We start from the raw sequence: 20,551 nt of genomic DNA, 5'->3' as shown, positions 1-20,551 counted from the left end.
TGCTCAAGCTCCAGGCCGCGCGCCCGATAACGTCGTGGGAGGATCCTCCTTCCGGGCGGGGCGTGGAGGGCGAGGGCGGCCGGAGATGGACACGATGGGGACGGCGTTGACTGCGATGAGAACGGGAGACAGCCCCGCTGCCGAAGGGCAGCGGATCGGTCAGGCGCTCGGCTGCCTGCTCGACGCGGTCGGCATCCCGGATTTCGCGTGTCGCGTCGCCGAGTACCTCGACCGCCAAGGCTTCGGCCGCGTCGCCGTGGTCTGGTGCATCGGCCGCGGCGACGCGCAGGTGCACGACGCCGCCCGCCTGCTCGAGCACGACGTGGAAATCGCGATGAGCGCGCGCGCCCAAGGGGGCTGGGCGGTGGGCGAAGGCCGCGTCGCGGCCTGCATCGAGGCGCAGGAATCGGGCGACAGCATCGGCATCGTGCTCGACGGCCAGGCGCAGCTGCGCGCCCGCGTCCGCGAGCAATGCGACCTTCTGGCCCCGATCGCGCGTGCGGTGTTCGAGAAGAACCGCCTTACCGAATCCATGCGCATGCTCGAGCGTTCCGAGCAGCTGCAGTCGACGCTGTTCCAGATCGCCGACATGGCGAGCTCGGAGATGGACCTCGAGGACATGCTGCGCGAGCTGCATTCGATCGTCGGGCGTTTCATGTATGCCGAAAATTTCTACATCGCGCTGTACGACGAGCAGAAGGATGCGATCCGATTCATCTACCTCGTCGACACCGAGGACGAGCTGGTCCGCCCGCCGAACCAGTTCGTCTCGATGGATGTCCTCGAGCGCGGCCTCACGTGGTACGTGATCCGCGACAAGCATTCGCTGATGGGCTCCATGGACGCAGTGCGCTCGCAGATCTCCGGGCCGATGCGCGACATCGGCGCCGATTCGTTCGACTGGCTCGGCGTGCCCATCATGGTGGGCAACACGGTGCGCGGCGTGCTGGTGGTGCAGAGCTACGTCGAGCGCCCGCGCTACACAGCTGCCGACCAGGCGCTGCTGACGTACGTCGGCAGCCACATCCTTACCGCGCTCGACCGCAAGCTGCAGCAGGAAGAGCTCGAGCGCCGCGTCGAGGAACGCACGCAGGCGCTGACGCTGGAGATCCAGGAGCGCCAGCGCAGCGTGCGCGTGCAGGAGACCCTCTATCGAATCGCCGAGCTGTCGCACACGGCCACCAACCTCGACGAGTTCTACGCGGCGGTGCATCGCATCGTCGGCGAGTTCCTCGACGCGCGGAACTTCTACATCGCGCTGCTCTCCGACGACGGAAACACGGTGCAGTTCCCGTATTTCGTCGACCAGTACGGCAATCGTGCGCAGACCAGGCCGGTGGGCCGCGGCATTTCCGAATACGCGATGCGTTACGGCAAGCCGTTGCTGCTCGACATGACGGACCCCGATACGGCGCAGCGGATCCTCGACCTGCAGCACCGCGGCGAGCTTGCACCGATCGGCAAGCAGTCGGTCGCGTGGCTCGGCGTGCCGCTGCTGCTCGGCGAGCGCGTCATGGGGCTGCTCGCCGTGCAGAGTTACACCCCGGGGGTCGGCTACACCTCGCGCGACCGCGAGCTGCTCACTTTCATCAGCTACCAGATCGCCAACGGCCTCGAGCGCCAGCGCGCCGCGGCCGAGCTCAAGAACGCCTACGTCGATCTCGAGAAGCGCGTGTCCGAGCGCACGATCGAGCTGTCGGAGCAGATCGAAGTCCGCGAACAGATCGAGCAGCGCCTCAAGCACGAGGTATTGCACGATTCGCTGACCGGCCTGCCCAATCGCGCCTACCTGCGCGACCAGCTCGTGCGGGCGCTCGCCCACCGCGAACGTGATCCGCACTACCGCTTCGCCGTGCTGTTCATGGATCTCGACCGCTTCAAGGTCATCAACGACTCGGTCGGTCACCTCGTTGGCGACGCGCTGCTCAAGGAAGTGGCGCGGCGCTTCAGCAAGTGCGTGCGCGGCGGCCGCGACATGGTGGCGCGCCTCGGCGGCGACGAGTTCGCGATCCTCATGGAGGTCGACAGCCCCGAGACCGCGATGCGCATGGGCCAGCGCGTTATCGAAGCGCTGAAGGAGCCGGTGCGCGTCGAAGGCAAGGAACTGTTCACCGGGGTCAGCGTGGGCATCACGCTGAGTTCGCCGCACTACACCTCGCCCGAAGACCTGCTGCGCGACGCGGACATCGCGATGTATCGCGCCAAGGCCGGCGGACGCCATCGCATCGAGGTCTTCGACGAGCAACTCCACGAGCAAGCGCTGCAGTTGCTGGAAGTGGAGAGCGACCTGCGCCGCGCGATCACGCGTCAGGAATTCGAGCCGTACTTCCAGCCGATCGTGCGGCTCGTCGACGGCGCGATCGTCGGCTATGAGGCGCTGATCCGCTGGAACCATCCCGAGCGCGGCGTGCTCGCGCCGGGCGCGTTCCTGCATGTCGCCGATGCGAGCGGCAGCATGGAGGCCATCGACTGGCAGATGTTCGAGCGCACGCTCGAATGCATCGCTGCGCTGGTGCAGCCCGGCCAGTACGTGAATCTCAATTTCTCGCCACGCCATTTCCGCTCGCAGGATCTCGACGAGCGCTTCCTGAAACTCGTGGCCGCCAAGGGCGTCAACTCGGCGCAGGTGCGCATCGAAGTCACCGAGGGCGCGCTGCTCGAGAATCCCGAGCAGATCGGGCAGGTGTTCAACCGGCTGCGCGAGAGCGGCGTGCTGATCGCGCTCGATGACTTCGGCACCGGCTATTCGTCGCTGAGCTACCTGCATCGGTTCAAGCTGCACACAGTCAAGATCGACCGCTCGTTCATCAGCGACCTGCAGATCGAAGAAGAAGGCGGTAGCACGGCGGTGGTGCGCGCGATCCTCGCGCTCTCTCGCGCGCAGCGTCTGGAAGTCGTCGCCGAAGGCATCGAGACCGAGGCGCAGCGTCGTGCGCTGCTCACGCTCGGGTGCGAGCTGGGCCAGGGTTACCTGTTCGCCAAGCCCGCGTCACTCGGCGCGATCCTGGCGTCGCGCGGCCAGTGAAGGTCGCGGCAGGCGCTGACCACCCGGGCCAGCGCATCGCCGGGTGATCCGGTCGCCAGCGTGCGACCGCGGGCCGAGACCTCGAAGTCATGCGCGGCCAGCATGCGGTCGAGGATCGGCGCGTCCAGCGCGATACGCGAGGTGAGTGCCTGCCCCTCGGAATGCACGACGGGGTAGTCCATGCCGGTGCCATCGGCCACCAGCGTGACCTGCGTGGGATCGGGAGGCAGCAGGCCGGCGGCGATCCGCAGCAACAGCACCGGATCGCCACGTTCGCAACGCAGCGAAACGCGCGCCTCGCCATCACTGCCGCTGGCCACCGCCTGCGCATCGATGCCGGATCCCCGCAGTTGCCAATGGGCAACCGACGGCGCGGCCGGCGCGCTCGCGGCGACCAGCGCGGCGAGCACGACGGAACCGGGGCCGTAACGTGACAGGGTTCGCATTTACGTGGAAACCTAACGCGCGGGCGTGGCGCCCGTGCGCCCGCGCTCGCGATTTCCGACCGGCGGCTTGTCCGTACCGTCACCCGCCCGTGGCCTGCCGATCACGGCCGTGCGTCGATCATCCGTCTGAGACAGGAGGGGCGATGGGCACGGGCATCCAGATCCGGCACCGGCAACGTGTCGGCCGCGACCGCGACGACCATGTGGACTTCGAATGCCAGGGCATCCCTTCCCCTCTCCCGCCGCGTGCGCACGGCCCGTGCGACCGGCCTGGCGTCGCTCCGCATCCGGCAATCCGCCGAGGACATGACTGACCGATGGCGATGAGCCGTGCCTACGTCCCGCACGAACCGGCACGGGAGACGATCGATGCGATGCCCGGCGCGTTGCTGCTGGAGTTCGGCGCGCCGTGGTGCCCGCACTGCCTCGCCGCCGAGCCGCTGCTGGACCATGCGCTCGCCCGGCGCGACGGCGTGACCCATCTGCGCATCGAGGACGGCCGCGGCCGCCGGCTGGGCCGCTCCTTCGCCGTGAAACTCTGGCCAACTTTCGTATTGCTGCAGGACGGCGTCGAGCGCGCGCGCAGCGTGCGGCCCCGCTCGCTGCGCGAGATCGAGGCGCTGTTCGACAGTGCGGAGGCCTGAATGAGCGCCACCGACGCGCCCGTTGCCGACGACTTCGACCCCGCCCGGATCCTCGGCGGGCTTTACGGCCCCGGCATCATCGGACTCAGGCAAGGCTTCACGCGCGAATGGGTGCAGCGACTTCGCGCGGACATCGACACCCTGTTCGCCGAGGCGCTGCGCATTCCGGGCGGCGCCGTGCCACGCGGGCCGAGCCGCCACTACGTCGAGGTGCATCCGGAGCGGCTGCAGGGCTTCGTCGACCTCGCGACGCACCCGTGGATCGTTGCCGTCTCCGCGGCGGTGCTGGGCCCGGACTGGCGCATCGTCGAGATCGGTTTCGACGTGCCCGGCCCCGGCGCCATGGACCAGCCGTGGCATCGTGACTTTCCGTCCCCGCCGGCGACGCTGATCGGCCGCCGGCTGGATTCGCTCGCCTTCAACCTCACCACCGTCGACGTGACCGAGGACATGGGCCCCTTCGAGATCGCGCCCGGCACGCAATGGGACCCCGGACTCGATTTCGACGGCGGCATGTTCCCCTCGCGCGATTACTGGCCGCGCTACGAGGCGCGCGCCGAGCGCAAGCTGCCGCGCATGGGCGATATCTCGGCGCGTTCGGCGCTCACGATCCATCGCGGGACGGCCAATCGCTCCGGCCTGCCGCGGCCGGTGCTGGTGCTGGGCGTCGATGCGCCCGACGCCTGCAACGCCGCGCGGCATGACCTGCAGGTCACGCGCGACTACGCGCGATCGCTGCCGCCGGGCGTGCTGGGCCACCTGACCTGTCGCGTCGTCGACCGGCTGGAGCCAATCGTGCAGCTGCACCAGATCGAAGGGCTGCGCATGGGCCTGCCCTAGCGCAGGCGCGCGACCGTGAGCGCCAGCCGCCACGCAAGCGGGCGCAGTGCATAGGCCGCGACAACCGCCGCCGGCCATGCGAGCAACCACGCGGCTAGCCAGCGCAAGACGAAGCCGGCATCGATACCCGTATTGATCGCCGTCACCACGGCGGCCACGAATGCCGACATGCCGGTTGCGAGGAATCCGGGCAATAGACGTTGAGCGCGCTGGAGCAGGGCAGGGTCATGGGTCATCGGGCGGCATTGTCGCGTGGGACGCCGCCGGCGCACACGCCGACGGAAGCCGCGTCGCACGCCGGTCCGGAGCGCGACCGGCGCCGCATGCCTTGCGCTGCATTACTGCCGCCTGACTCGCGCGCGCACCGAGTCAGCTGCCAGCCGGGGTCAGCTGCCTAGAGTCGGGTCATCTCCCGAGCAACCCGAGGTCGCAATGAACAATGTCCGCACTCTCCTCGTCGCCGCCTTGCTCGCCGGCGCAGTCGTTGCTCCGTCGGCCCAGGCCGCAACGCACTGCTATGACAAGGTGGTCTACCGCAAGCACGCCGTGCAGGATCCTCATCGCGTCACCGGCACCGCCATCGGCGCGGCGCTCGGCGGTTTGATCGGCCATCAGGTCGGTGGTGGCAAGGGTCGTGATCTCGCGACGGTCGGCGGCGCGGTTGCCGGCGGCGTGGCGGGCCACAAGATCCAGCGCCATCGCCAGGACCGCACGTATCGCGAGATCGTTCGCGTCTGCAACTGATCCACGCTGCGCTCTGACAACGGCCGGGCCCCCAGGGGTCCGGCCGTTTCGTTTTTGGTATGCACGTCGCGCGACGCGCGCTGCGTACACTGCGCGCCCCTGCCGCGAACGCGAATGCCATGACGGGCTACTCCGACACCGCCGACGCCATCGTCGAGCATGCCGAGGCGATGACGCGCCTGGATGCGCGCCGCCTCGATCTCCGCGCGTTCGATGCCGCGATCGCCGAGCACGTGCACGCGATCCGCGTGCTCGCGGTGCCCCACGTCGACCCGCATACGGACCGCGCGTTCTTCAAGAGCCTCAAGGCAGCGACGCTGCGCGTGCCCGGCGTGTTCGCCCACAGTCCTGACGGCGTCGTCGAACTGATTGTCGACACTGCACGCAGGCAAGTGAGGTTCGTCCTGTGGAATGCGCGCGAACTGCGCGACGGCGCGGCTGACTGAAGCGCATCGAAGCGGTCCCTGCTGGCAGGCAGCAAGGCCAGCGTCGCGCATCGCCTGCGTCTTCATCCATGCACGACGCCGGATGCGCAGAGTAAAGGCATGTCACCACGCTACATTGCGCCACGACGCGCTGACGGCGGCCCATCGCCGCACCTCACTGCACGCCAGCTGCAACGCATGCGTCGCCGATTCCAACACCTGCTGGCGATCACGTCGCTGTGCCTGCTGACGGCGGCCTGCGTGGTGCGCTGAGCGGCGGGCGGCGGGCGGCGGGCGCGGTAGCATCGATCCTCCCGCGGAGGACGCCCACGATGGCCCACGCCCGGTTCGAAACGCACGATGTCGCCAACCAGCCGCCGGAATTCGCGCCGCGTGACCTGTGGGCCGAAGACGTCGCGCTGCGCGAAGGCGTGGCACGCGAGGGCGATGCCGCCGTCGCTGCGCTGCCGTCAACATATGGCGGCCTCGCGGGCGACGCCCTGTATACGCAGGGCTTCGACGCGAACCGCGATCGCCCGCGCCTGCGCACGCACGACCCGCGCGGTCTGCGCATCGACCGCGTCGAGTTCCATCCCGCCTACCACGCGCTGATGGACGCCGCGATCAGCCACGGCGTCGCCGGACTGTCGTGGCAGTCCGCCGCGCCAGGCGCACATGTCGCGCGCGCGGCGTTGAGCTATCTGCACCACCAGGCCGACGCCGGCACCAGCTGTCCCCTCACCATGACGCATGCCGCCGTGCCGGTGCTGCGCCGCGAGCCTTCACTGCAGCACTGGGCGGACAAGGCCGCCGCGCCGGTCTACGACCCGCGCGACGTGCCGATTGCGGACAAGCGCGGCGTCACCCTCGGCATGGGCATGACCGAGAAGCAGGGCGGCAGCGATGTGCGCAGCAACGCCACCGTCGCCACGCCAAGCGACGACGGCAGCTACGCGCTCGTCGGCCACAAATGGTTCTTCTCCGCACCGATGTCGGATGGTTTCCTCGTGCTCGCGCAGGCCCCCGGTGGCCTGACGTGCCTGCTCATGCCGCGTCGCCTCGACGACGGCGCGAAGAACGCGTTCCGCCTGATGCGCCTGAAGGACAAGCTGGGCGACTGGAGCAATGCTTCGGCGGAAGTCGAGTTCACCGGCGCGTCGGCCTGGCGGGTGGGTGAGGAAGGCCGCGGCGTCGCGACCATCCTCGAGATGGTGATGCTCACGCGGCTGGACTGCATGCTCGGGGCCGCGGCCCAGATGCGGATGGCGCTGGCGCACGCGACGCATCACGTCCGCCATCGACGCGCATTCGGCGCGCTGTTGATCGACCAGCCGCTGATGCGCAACGTGCTCGCGGACATCGCGATCGAGGTCGAGGCCGCGACCGCGCTGGCGATCCGAGTCGCCGGCGCGGTCGACCGTTCACCAGGCGATCGGCGCGAGGCCGCGTTCGCCCGCATCGCCACCGCGATCGGCAAGTTCTGGCTGTGCAAGCGCGCGCCGGTCATCGTCAACGAGGCGCAGGAATGCCTGGGCGGTGCCGGCTATATCGAGGAATCGATGCTGCCGCGGCTGTACCGGCAGGCGCCGCTCAATTCGATCTGGGAGGGTAGCGGCAACGTGCAGTGCCTGGACGTCCTGCGCGCGCTGTCGCGCGAACCGCCCGCGGTCGAGGCGTTGCGTGCGGAGCTTGGCGGCCCGCGGGGCGTGCACGCCGGCTACGACGCCTTCGTGGATCCGCTGCTCGCGTCGCTGTCGTCGGGGATGCCGGGCGAAGGCGGCGCACGACGGCTGGTGGAATCGCTTGCGCTCGCGCTGCAGGCGGCCATCCTGCTGCGCGCGAATGCGGCAGTGGCCGACGCGTTCCTTGCGAGCCGACTCGCACAGCCGCATGCGTTGGCACTCGGCACGTTGCCCGCCGCGATCGACACCGCGCAGGCGATCGACCGGATCCTGCCCGCCTGATCGACGCTATTTCGCAGCGGCCGAGGGCGCCTCGCCACGCCGGGCCCGCAGCGTGCGTTGCTGCCATATCTCCGCCGTCTGCGGCTTGACGAACAGCGCGACCACCTCGGGATTCGCCTTCTGCACGCCGGCTTCAATGCGGCGAATGCAGTCCTCGATCTCGGTGGTGGTCATGGCGTCGTGGAAGTCGGCGCTGAGCGCGGCCACCACCGTCTCCGGGCCGAACTGCTGCGTGATCACGCCGTTCGCGCAACGCACGCCGGGGTCTGCACCCGCGATGCGCAGGATCTCCGTGCGCACGGCGTCGCCGGCGCTCTCGCCCAGCAACAATGCCTTCGTTTCGCGCACCAGCAGCAGCGCGGTGAAGGCGAGCAGCAGGCTGATCACGACCGAGGCACCGCCGTCCCAGCGAGGATTGCCCGTGAGCTGTGCGAGCCCGATACCGCAGAGTGCGACCACCAGGCCGGCCAGCGCGGCGGTGTCCTCGAACAGCACGGTGAACGTGGTCGGGTCCTTGCTCTGTCGGAACGCCTCGAACCAGCCCAGCGACCCTTTCGCCCGGCGGAATTCGCGCATCGCGATGGTCCACGAGACGCCCTCGAACACCATCGACGCTGCCAGCACCAGGTAGTTCACGACGGGCCTTTCCACGGGCTCGGGGTGCCGAAGCTGCCCGACGCCCTCGTACATCGACACGCTCGCGCCGAGCGCGAACACCAGCAGCGCGACGATGAACGCCCAGAAATAGAGCTCGCGCCCGTGCCCGAACGGATGCGCGACATCGACCGGCCGCGACGCTCGCCGCATGCCGTACAGCATCAGCAATTCGTTACTGGTGTCGACGAGCGAATGCACGCCCTCGCTGAGCATGGCCGAGCTTCCGGTCATCGAAGCGGCGACGAACTTGGTGACGGACACCGCCAGGTTGCCGATGAGCGCAGCAATGACGACCTTGTTGCCGGAAGAGGCCATGGGCGACACAGGGGTAAGGAGAGGCGATCCTGCGTGCGGAGTCGTGAACCCCCCGTGGCGCGTCCGGGTGGATGCATGCGGCTTGCGGCGTTCCCCGGCTTCGTCAACGAGCCTGACCCCGGCCGCCTGTGCACCGCGCAGCGCGTCGAAACAGCGACCACGCGAGCGCGCCGTATCATGGCGCATGACCGACGCCGTTGAATTCACCGATCTTCCCCTCGCGCCTGCGCTGTTCCAGGGCCTGGACGCGCTCGGCCACGTGCGCATGACGCCGGTGCAGGCGCGCGCGCTGCCGCTGTTGCTGGAGGGGCGCGACCTGATCGGGCAGGCGCCTACCGGGAGCGGCAAGACCGCCGCGTTCGGCCTCGCATTGCTGCATCGCCTCGATCTCTCCGACATCCGCGTCCAGGCGCTGGTGCTGTGTCCGACGCGCGAGCTCGCCGACCAGGTCGCCAAGCAGATCCGCCGGCTCGGCACCGGCATGCCCAACCTCAAGCTGCTCACGTTGTTCGGCGGCGTGGCGCTCGGTCCGCAACTGGCCTCGCTCGAGCACCCGCCGCATGTCGTGGTCGGCACGCCGGGCCGCGTGCAGGAACTGCTGCGCAAGAAGGTGCTGCACCTTCGCGACGTGCGCGTGCTGGTGCTGGATGAAGCCGACCGCATGCTGGACATGGGCTTCGAGGAACCCATCCGCGAGATCATCAAGGCGACACCTGCATCGCGGCAGACACTGCTGTTCTCCGCGACCTATCCCGAAGCGATCCGCGACGTGGCGCGCGCCGCCATGCGCGATCCCGTGGAAGTGACCATCGGCGGCGAAGCCGAGGCGGCGCAGATCGAGCAGCGTTTCTACGACGTTGAGCCCGCGCAGAAACCGGCTGCACTCGCGGGCCTGCTGATCGAGCATGGCGGCGAGAGCGCGGTGGTGTTCTGCAACATGCGGCGTGATACCGAAGAAGTCGTGGCGTCGCTCGCGCACCTGGGCTTCACCGCGCTCGCGCTGCACGGCGACATGGAGCAGCGCGACCGCGAGGAAGTGCTGGTGCGTTTCGCCAATCGCAGCTGCGGCGTGCTGGTGGCCAGCGACGTCGCCGCGCGCGGGCTGGACGTCGAGGACCTCGGCCTGGTCGTCAACTACGACGTGCCCAACGATGCCGACACCTACGTTCACCGTATCGGCCGGACGGCGCGGGCCGGCAAGAAGGGCACCGCGCTCACCCTGTGCACGCCGCGCGAGCAGCCGCGGCTGCGCGTGATCGACGAAGCGCTGGGCCTTCGTGTCACCACGCGTCGCCCGCCGCTGGCGGCGCTGCGCGCGAATGTCGGCGTGCGCGCCGCGATGGTCACGCTGCGCATCGACGCGGGCCGCACCGACAAGCTCCGTCCCGGCGATATCGTCGGCGCGCTCACCGGTGATGCGGGACTGAAGGCCGACGCGATCGGCAAGATCGACGTGTTCGCCACGCGCAGCTACGTGGCTGTCGCGCGTGCACAGGCCGAGCGTGCCCTGACGCGACTGCAGGAAGGTCGCATCAAGGCGAAGAAATTCCGCGTCCGCAAGCTGTAGCGGATCGCCGCGTCTTTGGATGCGCGCCTGCCAGAGCCGCGTGGCATCGGCAGGCGCACCGGACGCGCGGTCGCCGACCTGTGCGCGTGATCGTTCCCGCCTGATCCCCGCGGTGCGCGGCACCTTTGACACGGCCGCGACGACGCTGAACGTTGCCGGCGCGCTTCACGCGGCCCCCGGCCGAGCCCGTCGTAACGTCGGGCGCGTCGAATGGGCCGGCGGATCCGGCCAGAAACCCGCGAGGTGGCGGATGGATGAAATAGCACGCGCATGCGAGATCGCGCTGAAGCAGATCGCGCGGGATGTACCGCTGGACGACGTGCTGGCAGGACTCGCGCACGCCGCCGAGGCGGTGGCGGGCGAAGGTTGCGCCGCGTCCGTGCTGGTCCTCGATGATGCAGGCCTGCTGCGCAACGGCGCATCCGCGAGCCTGCCGTCGCATTACCTCGCGGCGATCGACGGCATACAGCCGCACCCCGATGTCGGTACGTGCGCCGCCGCTGCCGCTACCGGCGAGATCGTCCTGACACCGAACTTCCTGGATGACGGCAAGTGGACGGAACTGCGCCACCTGCCGCTCGCGATCGGTTTCGTCGGCGCGTGGAGCATGCCGATCAAGGCGCGCGACGGCCGCGTACTCGGCACCTTCGGCACGTATTTCCGCGACATCCGCGAACCCGGCGACATCGAACGCGCCGCGCTTCAGCGTCTCGCACGCGTTGCCGCCGAGGCGCTCGAGCACGCACGGCGCCCGGTGCCGGACGAGGCGTGAGCCGGCGCCCCGTTGCCGGCCCCCACGATCGCTCGCCGCATGTCATCTTCCGTCGACGTCGCATGGGGTCGCATGGGCGCCCTTGCAAACGGCGCGGAGCACTCGCGATGAAGACGCGCACCCTCGGCCGCAACGGCCCCGTCGTTTCGGAGATCGGCTACGGCTGCATGGGCCTGAGCCACGGCTACGGCCATGCCGTCGACCGCGCCACAGGCATCGCACTGCTGCGTGGCGCGGTCGATCGCGGCGTCACCCTTTTCGACACTGCCGAGATCTACGGCCCGTTCACCAACGAGGAACTCGTCGGGCAGGCGCTGGCGCCGGTGCGCGACCGCGTGGTCATCGCTACCAAGTTCGGCTTCGCCATCCCCGGTGACGGTCAACGCCTGCTCGACAGCCGGCCCGCGCATATCCGCGCCGTGGCGGAGGCCTCGCTCAAGCGCCTCGGCACCGACGTGATCGATCTCTTCTACCAGCATCGCGTCGATCCGCACGTACCGATCGAAGACGTCGCAGGTGCGGTCGGCGAACTGATACGCGAAGGCAAGGTGCGGTACTTCGGGCTGTCCGAAGCGGGCGTCGACACCATCCGCCGCGCGCATGCGGTGCACCCGATGGCTGCGCTGCAGAGCGAGTACTCGCTGTGGTGGCGCGAGCCCGAGACGGAACTGCTGCCGTTGCTTGACGAACTCGGTATCGGCTTCGTGCCGTTCAGCCCGCTCGGTCGCGGCTTCCTCACCGGTGCCATCGATGCCGACACCTCGTTCGAGGTGGGCGACTTCCGCAACAACGTGCCGCGCTTCTCGGCCGCGGCGCGTGCCGCGAACCAGGCCTTCGTCGACTCGCTCGGCAGCATCGCGGCGCGGAAAGCGGCGACCAGGGCGCAGATCGCGCTTGCATGGCTGCTCGCGCAACGGCCCTGGATCGTGCCGATCCCCGGCACCACGCACCTGCACCGGCTCGACGAGAATCTCGGCGCCGCGCAGGTGCAACTGGATGCCGACGACCTCGTGACGATCGACGACGCGCTTTCGCGGATACCGGTCGAGGGTGATCGCTATGCCGAGGCGCAGCAGCGGATGGTGGCTCGCTGATCGGCACGACGCGCCGTGCGCCGCCGCACGATGAGCACGCGGCAGGTACGCGCCGCGGCGCTGCGGATTCGTTCCCTCGCCGTTGAACGCGCCGCCAAGGCGCGGTTATGTCGCGGGCTTGGATCTATCGCGCGTTCCCCGCCACGCGCGGGCAGCCAGTGGAAGACTCATGGATCAAACAGAAACGGCGGGCGCGATCGAAGTGTCCCGATCGCGTGCGGAGCGGCGATGTCGGCCTGGCCGCGTACTTGGCGGCGGCGTGTTCGGCGGCGCGTCGTGAAAGAGCGTGCCGAAGAGGGAATTCGTCGACACCGCCGGCGTAGCGTTGCTGCTTTGAACGTTTCGCCGCCGGGCAACGCACCCGGCGTCGCCCGAGCGACGGCGCTCGCGCCGCGCGACCGCTATCAGGCCGGCGGGAACGGCTTGGTCGTCTTCTTCTCGTTCTTCGCGGCGCGCTTTTCCTGCGGCGTCTTCGCAGCCTTCTTCTTGGTTTCCTTCTTGCGGTCCATACCCTTGCTCATGGCGTTCTCCGGTGCTCCGCAGGGCGCCTGCGGCTGCCGCGAGCATGGCACAGGCGCAGCAGAATCGCGTAGCGCGCAGATGCGTGCGGGACCGCACGCGCGCCTTCGCAACGAAGTTCCGGCCGACCTTCAGCGCCCGTATCGCGGCTAGGCGCCGGCCGGCCGGATCGGCAGCGCAAGCGCCTCCGCGACGGCGCGCATCGCCTCGTCATCGCGGCTCAACGTCATCCAGCCGGCCTGGCCGTCAGCGGTCTCGCGCGCCCAGAGCGTGTAGTGATGCTCGCGCAGCCGGTCGAAGGCGATGTCGAGCAGTTCGGCAATGTCGGTGCCGCCGAGGAACTCGTCGTCGGTCGGATCCTCCACGCCCCACTCGATGCGCAGGTCGAAGCGCGCGGCGAGCTCGTCCAGGCTTTCCACGAGCCCGCGCGTGTCACCGTCGTCGACATGGAATGCCGACTTCCAGTCGGTGGCGTCGCGGAGCGCTTCGACCGCCACCTCGACCTCGTCGGTGCCTTCGGCCGCTTCGCGCCACACGGCGAACTGCGCCTGAGCGCCGTCCTCATCGCCCGGATTGATCAGGAGCAGCAGTTGCCAGACCACGGCTTCGAGCGCTGCTTCGTCGTCGAGGCCCGCCTGCTCGCCGAAGGCGTGCGCGAAGTTGTCGTCGGGATCGAATTCGGAATGCATGGCGGCAGTCGGCAGGACGGGAGACCGATCATCGCGCGGGACGGGTGACGGTGAAACCGTTGCCACCCGCCGGCAACGCGACGCAGCGGCCTCAGCCGGGCCAGTACCCCATCGGCCAGCGTTGCATCACCGCGCGGTAGCTGTCCGGATCGACGTACCACATGCGGGGCGCGCGCCAGCCGATGCATCGGCCGTCCACGCGCAGCGTCAGTTGCATCGGGTTTTCGCCCAGCAACTCGCACAGCTGCGCCCAGTTGGGCGCGGTGATGGACACGAAGTCCTGCGGCGGTCGGGTCGATCGGATGGCGGCCATCCGTCCAGTCTGGCCGTGGCCATCTCACCGGCTGAGAAGCCTTTCACGGCGCGGGCTTACGGGGGTCGTGCGGCCCGTGCGCGCCGTCGCGTTGCGTGCGCGATGGGGCAGTGCGCTAGACGGTCGGGTCCAACAGCGAGTCGCGGATCAGTGCTTCGTCGATCGGGTCGACGACGCCGTAGCCGCGAATCGCGATGGCCTGCGCCAACCCGTGCGACATCTGCTCGAACTCGACGCAGGCCTTGCCAGCGGCGAGCAGCGGACCTTCCGACGCGAGTGCCTCAGGCCTGGGCAACGCCGACGGCACGATGAGCACGTGCAGGTCGGTGCGGCGGAAGAGGTCGAAGCGCATGTCGATCGCCGACCGGACGCGGGCTTCTGCTCGCGCGTTCGGACATTCGGAGGAGTGCCGGATGGCAAAGCCCCGATGTACCGGTCAGGGCCGGGTGCTGCCATGTCCTTTCCCGGCGACGGTGTCGTCGCTGCGGCCAGGGAGGCAGGCCGCAACCCGATGCTGCACGACGCGGCGTGACTCATCGGTGACGCGTCGGCATGCCCACCATGCTCGTGCGCGGCGTATCGCTCAGCCGCGACGCACCAGCACCACGCCCGCCACCACGAGCAGCGCGCCGGCGGCGCGCATCGCACTCAGCGGCGCGCGCGGCAGTCCGAGCGCGCCGTGATGGTCGAGCCAGAGCGCCATCGCGATCTGCCCGGCAATGCCGATCGTGATCAGCGAGGCGAGGCCGATGCGGGGCGCAGCGAACGCTGCGATCGCCACGTACGTCGCGCCGTACATGCCACCGAGCCACGCGTACCAGGGCAGCGATCCGAAGGGCGCGGTGCCGGGGCGGTTGCCGCTGAAGAGCCAGACGACGAGCAGCGCCAACGTGCCCACGGCGAACGAGATCAGCGCCGCCAGCAGAGGCGAGCCGCCGGCTTTCGCCAGCATCACGTTGCTGGGCGCCTGCAGCGCGAGCATTCCACCGGCAAGCAGCACCAGCAGCACGGGGATCAGCGCGGCAGGATTCATGGGCATCGTCTCGCGGTTTCGGCTGGCGGCGGCATTGCCGGCCAGGCGCGCATCTTCGCAAGGGCGCGCCGCGATGTCGCGTCGTCGATACCGGGCCACGCCGCGAAATATCCGGCGTGCTCTTAAGCTGTCGTCCCCGGGGTGCGTCCCCGCGACCCCGATGCGTGGAGCCGACCTTGATGGATCCGATCATCAGTGCCGATGCCGCCTTGCCGTCGGCGCCGCCGCGGCCCTTCTATCGCCACCTGTACTTCCAGGTGCTGCTCGCGATCGTCGCGGGCGTGATGCTCGGCCACTTCGAGCCGGAGGTCGGCGCGTCACTCAAACCGCTCGGCGACGGCTTCATCAAGCTGGTCAAGATGATCATCGGGCCGGTGATCTTCCTAACGGTCGTGACCGGCATCGCGGGCATGCAGCAGCTCGCCAGCGTCGGCCGCGTGTTCGCCAAGGCGATGGCCTACTTCCTGTTCTTCTCGACGCTCGCGCTCGTCGTCGGGCTGGCGGTCGCGCACCTGGTGCGACCCGGCGCCGGCATGCATGTCGATGTCGCGACGCTCGACCCGGCGGCCGTGCACGACTACGTCGCCAAGTCGCAGGCGCTCACGCTCACCGGTTTCATCCTCGACATCGTGCCGCAGACGTTGGTGAGCCCGCTGGTGGGCGACAACATCCTGCAGGTGCTGTTCGTCGCCGTGCTGTTCGGCATCGCGCTCACGCTCACCGGCGAACGTGCGAGGCCGGTGGTGGACCTGCTCAACGCGCTGCTCGCGCCGGTTTTCCGGCTGGTGGAGATGCTGATGCGGCTGGCGCCCATCGGTGCGTTCGGCGCGATGGCGTTCACGATCGGCAAGTACGGGCTGGCGGTGCTCGGCCAGCTGGCGTGGCTGGTCGGCTCGTTCTACGTGACCTCGCTGTTCTTCGTGCTGGTGATCCTCGGTACGGTGGCGCGGCTGTGCGGCTTCTCGATCTTCGGTCTGATCCGTTACCTCAAGGCGGAGTTGTTGCTGGTGCTCGGCACGTCGTCATCGGAATCGGCATTGCCGCTGCTCATGCAGAAGATGGAACGCGCAGGCTGCGACAAGTCGGTGGTGGGATTGGTCGTGCCGACCGGCTACTCGTTCAATCTCGACGGCACCAACATCTACATGACGCTTGCCGGGTTGTTCATCGCGCAAGCCACCGACACCCAGCTCACGCCCGCCCACGAAATCGCGCTGCTGCTGGTGGCGATGCTCAGTTCGAAGGGTGCGGCCGGTGTCACCGGCGCCGGCTTCATCACGCTGGCCGCGACGCTCGCGGTGGTGCCTGAAGTACCGGTCGCCGGCATGGCGCTGATCCTCGGCGTCGACCGTTTCATGAGCGAATGTCGATCGCTCACTAACTTCATCGGCAACGCGGTGGCGACGATCGTCGTCGCGCGGTGGGAGGGGCAGCTCGATCGCGACGCGCTCGCTCATGCGTTCGCCAGCCCTGCGTCGCGCGGGCGCTATCCCACCGGTGGACGCGAGCCGCCGATCGACTGAGGCAGGCGGCTGCCGGTGTCAGGCGCCGCGAGCGCGAAAGCTCAAGGCGCGCTTGTCCGCACGATGCTCTCGTCGAGATGCCCGATCGGGATGCCCAGCACGGTGATGCGGCCGTGGTTCGCCAACGATCGCCCGTCGGCCGACAGCTCCAGGACCTGGTGCATGCGCACGCCGTGGCGCGGCGCGTATCGAAGCGATGCGCGCGCCCCGTCCACCACCGCCACCCCCGGGCCGGTCGCATCGCTCAGCGTGAACGTGTAGCGGTTGCCGCCCGCCGGGCGCAGCACCCATGCGCGCGACGTGTCGGGCTGCCCGGCGAAGTGCACCACCTGCTGCAGCCGCAGCGTCCCGTCGGCCTCGTAGCGGCCGACGTTATCGACGGTGTACGGCCGCGCACGACCGAACGCGAACCTGAGTTCACCGGTCCCCGTCGACGTGCCTTCGAACATCGACAGCGGATTGCGCGTCGACAGCGCGTCGGCGGCGTCGGCGGCGTGGACGGCAGGGGCGAGCAGCAACAGCGCAACAAGAAGGGTTTTCATGCGCCATTCCGGCACGCCGAGGGTGAACGGCATGGCAAGCACGCCCGCGATTGCGCAGGCGTGACGCCGACGGGCGCTGCCGACCTGCTACTGCGCGGCGCGTGCGCGCTGCAGTGATTCCGCGTCCAGGTTGAGAAGGGGCGTCGGCCCGCCGGTCACCGTGGGCAGGTGGCCGTCCCAGCGCTTGATCGCCTCCAGCTGCGCCTCCACGCGACGCAGTTCGATCAGCTCCGGCGTGACCGCCGCGCGCTGCGCCTGCAATGCCACCGCCTGCGCTTCGGCGTTGAGCTTCTGCGACTCCGACATGCCGCGAGCTTCGGCCACGCGCTGCTCCGCTTCGACCTGGATGCGCGCGAGGTCGCGTTCGGCCTTCAGTTTCTGCTGCTCGGCCACGGTCTTGGCTTCGATGGCCGTGTCGAACGACTCGCTGAACTTGAAGTTGGTGATCGCGAATTCGTCGACGACCACGCCGTGGCGCTTCAGGCGATTGGCCACCGACAGGCGGATGCGGTCGGAGACCTCCGGCCGCTTCGTGACGAGCTCCTCGGCGGTGAACAGCGCGGTGACTGCTTTCATCGCCTCCTGCACGGTCGGGTCGATGATGCGCGGCTCGATGTTCTCGAACGCGCCGATGGTGCGGTACACGCGCACCACCTGCGCGGGATCAACGTGGAAGTTCAGCACCACCTGCGTGCGCACGCGCTGCAGGTCGCGCGAGGCCGCTTCGCTGTCCGTCTCCGAGCGCTCGATCAGCACCGGCATCTTGTAGACCGTCTGCATCAGCGGCGTGCGCCAGTGCAGGCCTTCGGCGAGCACCTCGTCCGATGCGCTGCCGAACGTCAGGCGGATGCCGCGGTGCCCGTTGGGCACCACCGCGAACGGCAGAAGTATGACGATCGCGACGATCGCGACGACCGCGATTACGAGCCACTTGACCAGGCTGACGCCCGGGCGGCCCGAAGCCCCCGTCGACATGCTGTTGAAACGCATCGGTATCTCCCCGTAACACGATGGATGCATCCGACCGCTGCGAAGCGCCGGCGCAATGACGTCCCTCTCCCCGAGGGACGCTTATGAGAACACCCGTTCGCAGCGCGCGCCAGATCGCGCCGGCCCGCACGCGCGATCACCGGCGCGCGTGACGCGTCCCGACCGAACGCGCGCACGAAGCCGACGATGCCCACCGCCCGTGCACATCGGGCCGGTTAGCGTTCGCCCGCGACGTTGTGTCGCGTCAAAGGAATCTCCCCCCATGCGAAACAACAAGCAGGCGTCACTCGTCCTCGCCGCTACCATCGCCCTCGCGCTCGCCGGCCCGGTCGCCGCGCAGACGACCCCCACCAGCACGGACCCGTCCGCCACCGCGCCGACCAGCACGGGCACCGATGCAGCCGCGGGCACCACCACGGGCGGCACGGACGCAAGCTCGATGGCGACCGGCACCCCGGACGCCGCGGCAACGGGCACCGCCGCACCGGCCGGTAGTGACATGGCTGCGACCGACGCGTCGGCCACTTCGGCCGATACCACCGCCAGTACCGCGGTCGCCCCGACCGACACCGCTCCGGTCGACGACGAGTCGGGCGAGCATCATTTCAACTGGGGCCTGCTCGGCCTGCTTGGCCTGCTCGGCTTGATTCCGCGCAAGGCGAAGACCGTTGAAGTGCATCGCGAAACGCACGTCAACCCGAACAATCCGCGCGTCTAAGACGCAGCGCAGGTAAAGGCCAGGCTCCCGCGAGGGGCCTGGTTTTTTTGTGCCCGGTGTCTTTTCGGACCGACAGACGCCGCGGCGTGCGCCGTCAGCCGCCGCGCACCCGCAGGGTGAGACCGCGCAGGAAGTAGCGCAGCAACTGGTCACCGCACAGGCGGAAGTTCTTGTGGCCCGGCTGGCGGAACAGGGCGCTGAGTTCGGGCTTGGTCACCGGATGCCCCGCGGCTTGGAAGATCTCGTGCATGTCGACGTCCTTCAACTCGAACGCCACGCGCAGCTTCTTCAGCACCACGTTGTTGTTGACGCGCTTTTCCGGCGGCCGCGGCGTCGCCGACTCCTGCCGGCCGCGGTAATGGATCACCAACCCGTCGAGGAACAGCCCGAGCAGGCGATCGCTGAAAGGCACGAAGCCCGGCTCGTCCTCCTTGCGCAGGAACGCCTGCACTTCGGCCTTGTCGAGCACGACGTTCGGGTCGGCCAGCAGGACCGTCTCGGCGATGTGGCCATCGCTGAAGTCGAGCATGTAGCGCACGCTGCGCAGGACGTCGTTGTTGATCATGGGTTCGAGCGCAGGGGTGATGGCGATGCGCAGCATGCCCGCTTTTGCGTCGGCACGGTGACGTGCGCAACCGTCGCCGGGTCCGCGGTGTGAGCCGCGAACCCGGGGCGGGCGTAGCCGTTACTTCGTGGGCGGCGTGCCGGCCGGTGTCGCCGCCGGGGCAGTCGTCGACGCCGAGGCCGCGGATGTCGCGGACGCGAACGCGGCCTTGAGCTTCGCACCGACCTGCTGCTCGGCCTGCTTCGCCTTGTCGACCACCGCGCCCATGCCGAAGAACTCGTGGGTCACGCCGTCGAACTTCAGCACCTCCACCGGCGTACCGGCGGCCTGCATCTTCTGCGCGAGCGTCTCGCCCTCGCTGCGCAGCGGATCGATCTGCGCCAGCACGAAGGTCGCCGGCGCCAGGCCACCCAGGTTCGGTTGCTTGACCAGCGCGATGCGCGGATCCGACGCCTTGGCCATGTCGCCCAGGTAGTTCCTGGCGAACCACGCCATCATCGGCTTGCTGAGCGGCTTGGCGTTCGCGTTTTCCAGGTACGACGGCGAATTCATGTCATCGCCCGCCACCGGATACACCAGCACCTGGTGCACCGGCGCCTGCAGCTTCTGGTCGCGCGCGGCGATCGCGATGTTCGCCGCCATGTTGCCGCCGGCGCTCTCGCCGACGACCGCTACCTTCGACGCGTCGCCACCGAACGACTTCGCATTCGCCAGTACCCACTTGTAGGCGGCGAGCGTGTCGTCATGCGCGGCCGGGAACGGGTTCTCCGGGCCCTGTCGGTAATGCGTCGAGACCACCACCGCGCCGGACGCGTTGGCGATCGCGCGCGGGCTGGCGTCGTAGGTGTCGAGGTCGGCGATCACCCAGCCGCCGCCATGGATGTAGAGCACCACCGGCAGCGGCTTGCCGGGCGTTGCGCCCTTCGGCCAGTAGATGCGGATCGGCACGGCGCCGCCCGGGCCGGGGAAGGTGCGGTTCTCGACCTTGCCGACCGCCTCGGGTGCGGTCGGCTTGCCCTGCGACGTCAGCAACGCCTTGACCGCATCGGCAGGCGAGGGCTGCTTGCGCGCTTCCACGGCGCTCAGCGTCTCGATGGGCTTGCCGCCGAGCTTGCCCAGCTGGTCCAGCACGGCCTGCATCTGTGCGTCGGCGGCCGGCGGCTGCG

The 20,551-nt window shown here is 69.0% G+C and carries 23 protein-coding genes; 12 read left to right on the top strand and 11 right to left on the bottom strand.

All coding sequences use genetic code 11. The annotated features are described in order from the left end of the window. Nucleotides 1-115: 115 nt before the first annotated feature. Entirely contained in the window at nt 116-3,025 is a 2,910-nt protein-coding gene (locus FW784_RS01750) for a bifunctional diguanylate cyclase/phosphodiesterase (protein WP_149351634.1), read from the top strand. Here the strand turns inward: FW784_RS01750 and FW784_RS01745 are convergent. Next, a complete protein-coding gene (locus FW784_RS01745; protein ID WP_149351633.1) occupies nt 2,968-3,471 on the bottom strand; it encodes a hypothetical protein in 504 nt (167 codons plus the stop codon). The genes FW784_RS01750 and FW784_RS01745 overlap by 58 nt on opposite strands. Before the next feature lie 317 nt (nt 3,472-3,788). Here FW784_RS01745 and FW784_RS01740 point away from each other — a divergent pair, with 317 nt between their 5' ends. Both FW784_RS01740 and FW784_RS01735 read left to right on the top strand, forming a co-directional pair. Continuing rightward, entirely contained in the window at nt 3,789-4,115 is a 327-nt protein-coding gene (locus tag FW784_RS01740; RefSeq protein WP_149351632.1) for a thioredoxin family protein, read from the top strand. Beyond that, entirely contained in the window at nt 4,116-4,955 is an 840-nt protein-coding gene (locus tag FW784_RS01735; RefSeq protein ID WP_149351631.1) for a phytanoyl-CoA dioxygenase family protein, read from the top strand. On the opposite strand, the gene FW784_RS01730 is transcribed toward FW784_RS01735, so the two are convergent. Further along, the gene (locus FW784_RS01730; protein WP_187770635.1) at nt 4,952-5,191 is read right to left on the bottom strand and encodes a DUF2798 domain-containing protein; all 240 of its coding nucleotides are present in this window, start codon (nt 5,189-5,191) and stop codon (nt 4,952-4,954) included. The genes FW784_RS01735 and FW784_RS01730 overlap by 4 nt on opposite strands. Before the next feature lie 196 nt (nt 5,192-5,387). On the opposite strand from FW784_RS01730, the gene FW784_RS01725 reads away from it, so the two are divergent. The 4 genes from FW784_RS01725 (at nt 5,388) to FW784_RS01715 (ending at nt 8,088) form a co-directional block, all read left to right on the top strand. After that, on the top strand, nt 5,388-5,699 hold the full coding sequence (locus tag FW784_RS01725; protein WP_149351630.1) for a glycine zipper 2TM domain-containing protein: 312 nt from the start codon (nt 5,388-5,390) through the stop codon (nt 5,697-5,699). A gap of 119 nt (nt 5,700-5,818) precedes the next feature. Next, nucleotides 5,819-6,145, top strand: coding sequence for a hypothetical protein (locus FW784_RS01720; protein ID WP_149351629.1), 327 nt, complete (start codon nt 5,819-5,821; stop codon nt 6,143-6,145). A gap of 99 nt (nt 6,146-6,244) precedes the next feature. Beyond that, complete coding sequence (locus FW784_RS14215; protein WP_187770634.1) at nt 6,245-6,397, top strand: hypothetical protein; 153 nt, start codon at nt 6,245-6,247, stop codon at nt 6,395-6,397. A 59-nt stretch (nt 6,398-6,456) separates the two neighbouring features. Beyond that, a complete protein-coding gene (locus tag FW784_RS01715) occupies nt 6,457-8,088 on the top strand; it encodes an acyl-CoA dehydrogenase family protein (RefSeq protein ID WP_149351628.1) in 1,632 nt (543 codons plus the stop codon). Between the two features lie 6 nt (nt 8,089-8,094). On the opposite strand, the gene FW784_RS01710 is transcribed toward FW784_RS01715, so the two are convergent. Continuing rightward, nucleotides 8,095-9,060, bottom strand: a complete 966-nt coding sequence (locus FW784_RS01710; protein WP_149351627.1) for a cation diffusion facilitator family transporter — start codon at nt 9,058-9,060, stop codon at nt 8,095-8,097. Between the two features lie 184 nt (nt 9,061-9,244). Between FW784_RS01710 and dbpA the strand changes: the two genes are divergently transcribed. The 3 genes from dbpA (at nt 9,245) to FW784_RS01695 (ending at nt 12,493) form a co-directional block, all read left to right on the top strand. Continuing rightward, nucleotides 9,245-10,627, top strand: a complete 1,383-nt coding sequence (gene dbpA / locus FW784_RS01705; RefSeq protein ID WP_149351626.1) for an ATP-dependent RNA helicase DbpA — start codon at nt 9,245-9,247, stop codon at nt 10,625-10,627. A gap of 250 nt (nt 10,628-10,877) precedes the next feature. Continuing rightward, nucleotides 10,878-11,399 carry a GAF domain-containing protein gene (locus tag FW784_RS01700; RefSeq protein ID WP_187770633.1) on the top strand — a complete coding sequence of 174 codons (522 nt, stop codon included), beginning with the start codon at nt 10,878-10,880 and terminating at the stop codon, nt 11,397-11,399. Between the two features lie 107 nt (nt 11,400-11,506). Next, nucleotides 11,507-12,493: an aldo/keto reductase gene (locus FW784_RS01695; RefSeq protein ID WP_149351624.1), complete on the top strand. Its 987-nt coding sequence runs from the start codon at nt 11,507-11,509 to the stop codon at nt 12,491-12,493. Nucleotides 12,494-13,161: 668 nt separating this feature from the next. On the opposite strand, the gene FW784_RS01690 is transcribed toward FW784_RS01695, so the two are convergent. The 4 genes from FW784_RS01690 to FW784_RS01675 form a co-directional block, all read right to left on the bottom strand. Further along, the gene (locus FW784_RS01690) at nt 13,162-13,701 is read right to left on the bottom strand and encodes a DUF6630 family protein (protein ID WP_187770632.1); all 540 of its coding nucleotides are present in this window, start codon (nt 13,699-13,701) and stop codon (nt 13,162-13,164) included. A gap of 91 nt (nt 13,702-13,792) precedes the next feature. After that, nucleotides 13,793-14,014: a hypothetical protein gene (locus FW784_RS01685; RefSeq protein ID WP_149351623.1), complete on the bottom strand. Its 222-nt coding sequence runs from the start codon at nt 14,012-14,014 to the stop codon at nt 13,793-13,795. 115 nt (nt 14,015-14,129) lie between these two features. Beyond that, nucleotides 14,130-14,366, bottom strand: a complete 237-nt coding sequence (locus FW784_RS01680; RefSeq protein ID WP_149351622.1) for a hypothetical protein — start codon at nt 14,364-14,366, stop codon at nt 14,130-14,132. Nucleotides 14,367-14,597: 231 nt separating this feature from the next. Continuing rightward, nucleotides 14,598-15,047, bottom strand: coding sequence for a DMT family transporter (locus FW784_RS01675; RefSeq protein ID WP_149351621.1), 450 nt, complete (start codon nt 15,045-15,047; stop codon nt 14,598-14,600). Nucleotides 15,048-15,226: 179 nt separating this feature from the next. Between FW784_RS01675 and FW784_RS01670 the strand changes: the two genes are divergently transcribed. Beyond that, nucleotides 15,227-16,570, top strand: a complete 1,344-nt coding sequence (locus FW784_RS01670; RefSeq protein WP_149351620.1) for a dicarboxylate/amino acid:cation symporter — start codon at nt 15,227-15,229, stop codon at nt 16,568-16,570. Nucleotides 16,571-16,611: 41 nt separating this feature from the next. On the opposite strand, the gene FW784_RS01665 is transcribed toward FW784_RS01670, so the two are convergent. Continuing rightward, nucleotides 16,612-17,112 (bottom strand): hypothetical protein, encoded by a 501-nt coding sequence (locus FW784_RS01665; protein WP_149351619.1) that lies wholly within the window; start codon nt 17,110-17,112, stop codon nt 16,612-16,614. A gap of 87 nt (nt 17,113-17,199) precedes the next feature. Beyond that, a complete protein-coding gene (locus FW784_RS01660; protein WP_205123542.1) occupies nt 17,200-18,102 on the bottom strand; it encodes a prohibitin family protein in 903 nt (300 codons plus the stop codon). 262 nt (nt 18,103-18,364) lie between these two features. Between FW784_RS01660 and FW784_RS01655 the strand changes: the two genes are divergently transcribed. Continuing rightward, complete coding sequence (locus FW784_RS01655; RefSeq protein WP_149351618.1) at nt 18,365-18,820, top strand: hypothetical protein; 456 nt, start codon at nt 18,365-18,367, stop codon at nt 18,818-18,820. Between the two features lie 94 nt (nt 18,821-18,914). Here the strand turns inward: FW784_RS01655 and FW784_RS01650 are convergent, their stop codons facing one another. Further along, nucleotides 18,915-19,385 (bottom strand): YehS family protein, encoded by a 471-nt coding sequence (locus tag FW784_RS01650; RefSeq protein ID WP_149351650.1) that lies wholly within the window; start codon nt 19,383-19,385, stop codon nt 18,915-18,917. Nucleotides 19,386-19,505: 120 nt separating this feature from the next. Continuing rightward, the coding region (locus FW784_RS01645; protein ID WP_149351617.1) for an alpha/beta hydrolase at nt 19,506-20,551 on the bottom strand (1,046 nt) is incomplete at its 5' end.

Source organism: Cognatilysobacter lacus (assembly GCF_008274655.1).
Classification (GTDB): Bacteria; Pseudomonadota; Gammaproteobacteria; order Xanthomonadales; family Xanthomonadaceae; genus Cognatilysobacter; species Cognatilysobacter lacus.
This window is presented reverse-complemented; position numbering and strand designations above follow the sequence as displayed.

Excerpts from the sequence above, each read along its gene's own strand:
- FW784_RS01750 (WP_149351634.1), top strand. The coding sequence starts at position 116 with ATGAGAACGGGAGACAGCCCCGCTGCCGAAGGGCAGCGGATCGGTCAG.
- FW784_RS01745 (WP_149351633.1), bottom strand. The coding sequence starts at position 3,471 with ATGCGAACCCTGTCACGTTACGGCCCCGGTTCCGTCGTGCTCGCCGCG.
- FW784_RS01740 (WP_149351632.1), top strand. The coding sequence starts at position 3,789 with ATGGCGATGAGCCGTGCCTACGTCCCGCACGAACCGGCACGGGAGACG.
- FW784_RS01735 (WP_149351631.1), top strand. The coding sequence starts at position 4,116 with ATGAGCGCCACCGACGCGCCCGTTGCCGACGACTTCGACCCCGCCCGG.
- FW784_RS01730 (WP_187770635.1), bottom strand. The coding sequence starts at position 5,191 with ATGACCCATGACCCTGCCCTGCTCCAGCGCGCTCAACGTCTATTGCCC.
- FW784_RS01725 (WP_149351630.1), top strand. The coding sequence starts at position 5,388 with ATGAACAATGTCCGCACTCTCCTCGTCGCCGCCTTGCTCGCCGGCGCA.
- FW784_RS01720 (WP_149351629.1), top strand. The coding sequence starts at position 5,819 with ATGACGGGCTACTCCGACACCGCCGACGCCATCGTCGAGCATGCCGAG.
- FW784_RS14215 (WP_187770634.1), top strand. The coding sequence starts at position 6,245 with ATGTCACCACGCTACATTGCGCCACGACGCGCTGACGGCGGCCCATCG.
- FW784_RS01715 (WP_149351628.1), top strand. The coding sequence starts at position 6,457 with ATGGCCCACGCCCGGTTCGAAACGCACGATGTCGCCAACCAGCCGCCG.
- FW784_RS01710 (WP_149351627.1), bottom strand. The coding sequence starts at position 9,060 with ATGGCCTCTTCCGGCAACAAGGTCGTCATTGCTGCGCTCATCGGCAAC.
- dbpA (WP_149351626.1), top strand. The coding sequence starts at position 9,245 with ATGACCGACGCCGTTGAATTCACCGATCTTCCCCTCGCGCCTGCGCTG.
- FW784_RS01700 (WP_187770633.1), top strand. The coding sequence starts at position 10,878 with ATGGATGAAATAGCACGCGCATGCGAGATCGCGCTGAAGCAGATCGCG.
- FW784_RS01695 (WP_149351624.1), top strand. The coding sequence starts at position 11,507 with ATGAAGACGCGCACCCTCGGCCGCAACGGCCCCGTCGTTTCGGAGATC.
- FW784_RS01690 (WP_187770632.1), bottom strand. The coding sequence starts at position 13,701 with ATGCATTCCGAATTCGATCCCGACGACAACTTCGCGCACGCCTTCGGC.
- FW784_RS01685 (WP_149351623.1), bottom strand. The coding sequence starts at position 14,014 with ATGGCCGCCATCCGATCGACCCGACCGCCGCAGGACTTCGTGTCCATC.
- FW784_RS01680 (WP_149351622.1), bottom strand. The coding sequence starts at position 14,366 with ATGCGCTTCGACCTCTTCCGCCGCACCGACCTGCACGTGCTCATCGTG.
- FW784_RS01675 (WP_149351621.1), bottom strand. The coding sequence starts at position 15,047 with ATGAATCCTGCCGCGCTGATCCCCGTGCTGCTGGTGCTGCTTGCCGGT.
- FW784_RS01670 (WP_149351620.1), top strand. The coding sequence starts at position 15,227 with ATGGATCCGATCATCAGTGCCGATGCCGCCTTGCCGTCGGCGCCGCCG.
- FW784_RS01665 (WP_149351619.1), bottom strand. The coding sequence starts at position 17,112 with ATGAAAACCCTTCTTGTTGCGCTGTTGCTGCTCGCCCCTGCCGTCCAC.
- FW784_RS01660 (WP_205123542.1), bottom strand. The coding sequence starts at position 18,102 with ATGCGTTTCAACAGCATGTCGACGGGGGCTTCGGGCCGCCCGGGCGTC.
- FW784_RS01655 (WP_149351618.1), top strand. The coding sequence starts at position 18,365 with ATGCGAAACAACAAGCAGGCGTCACTCGTCCTCGCCGCTACCATCGCC.
- FW784_RS01650 (WP_149351650.1), bottom strand. The coding sequence starts at position 19,385 with ATGATCAACAACGACGTCCTGCGCAGCGTGCGCTACATGCTCGACTTC.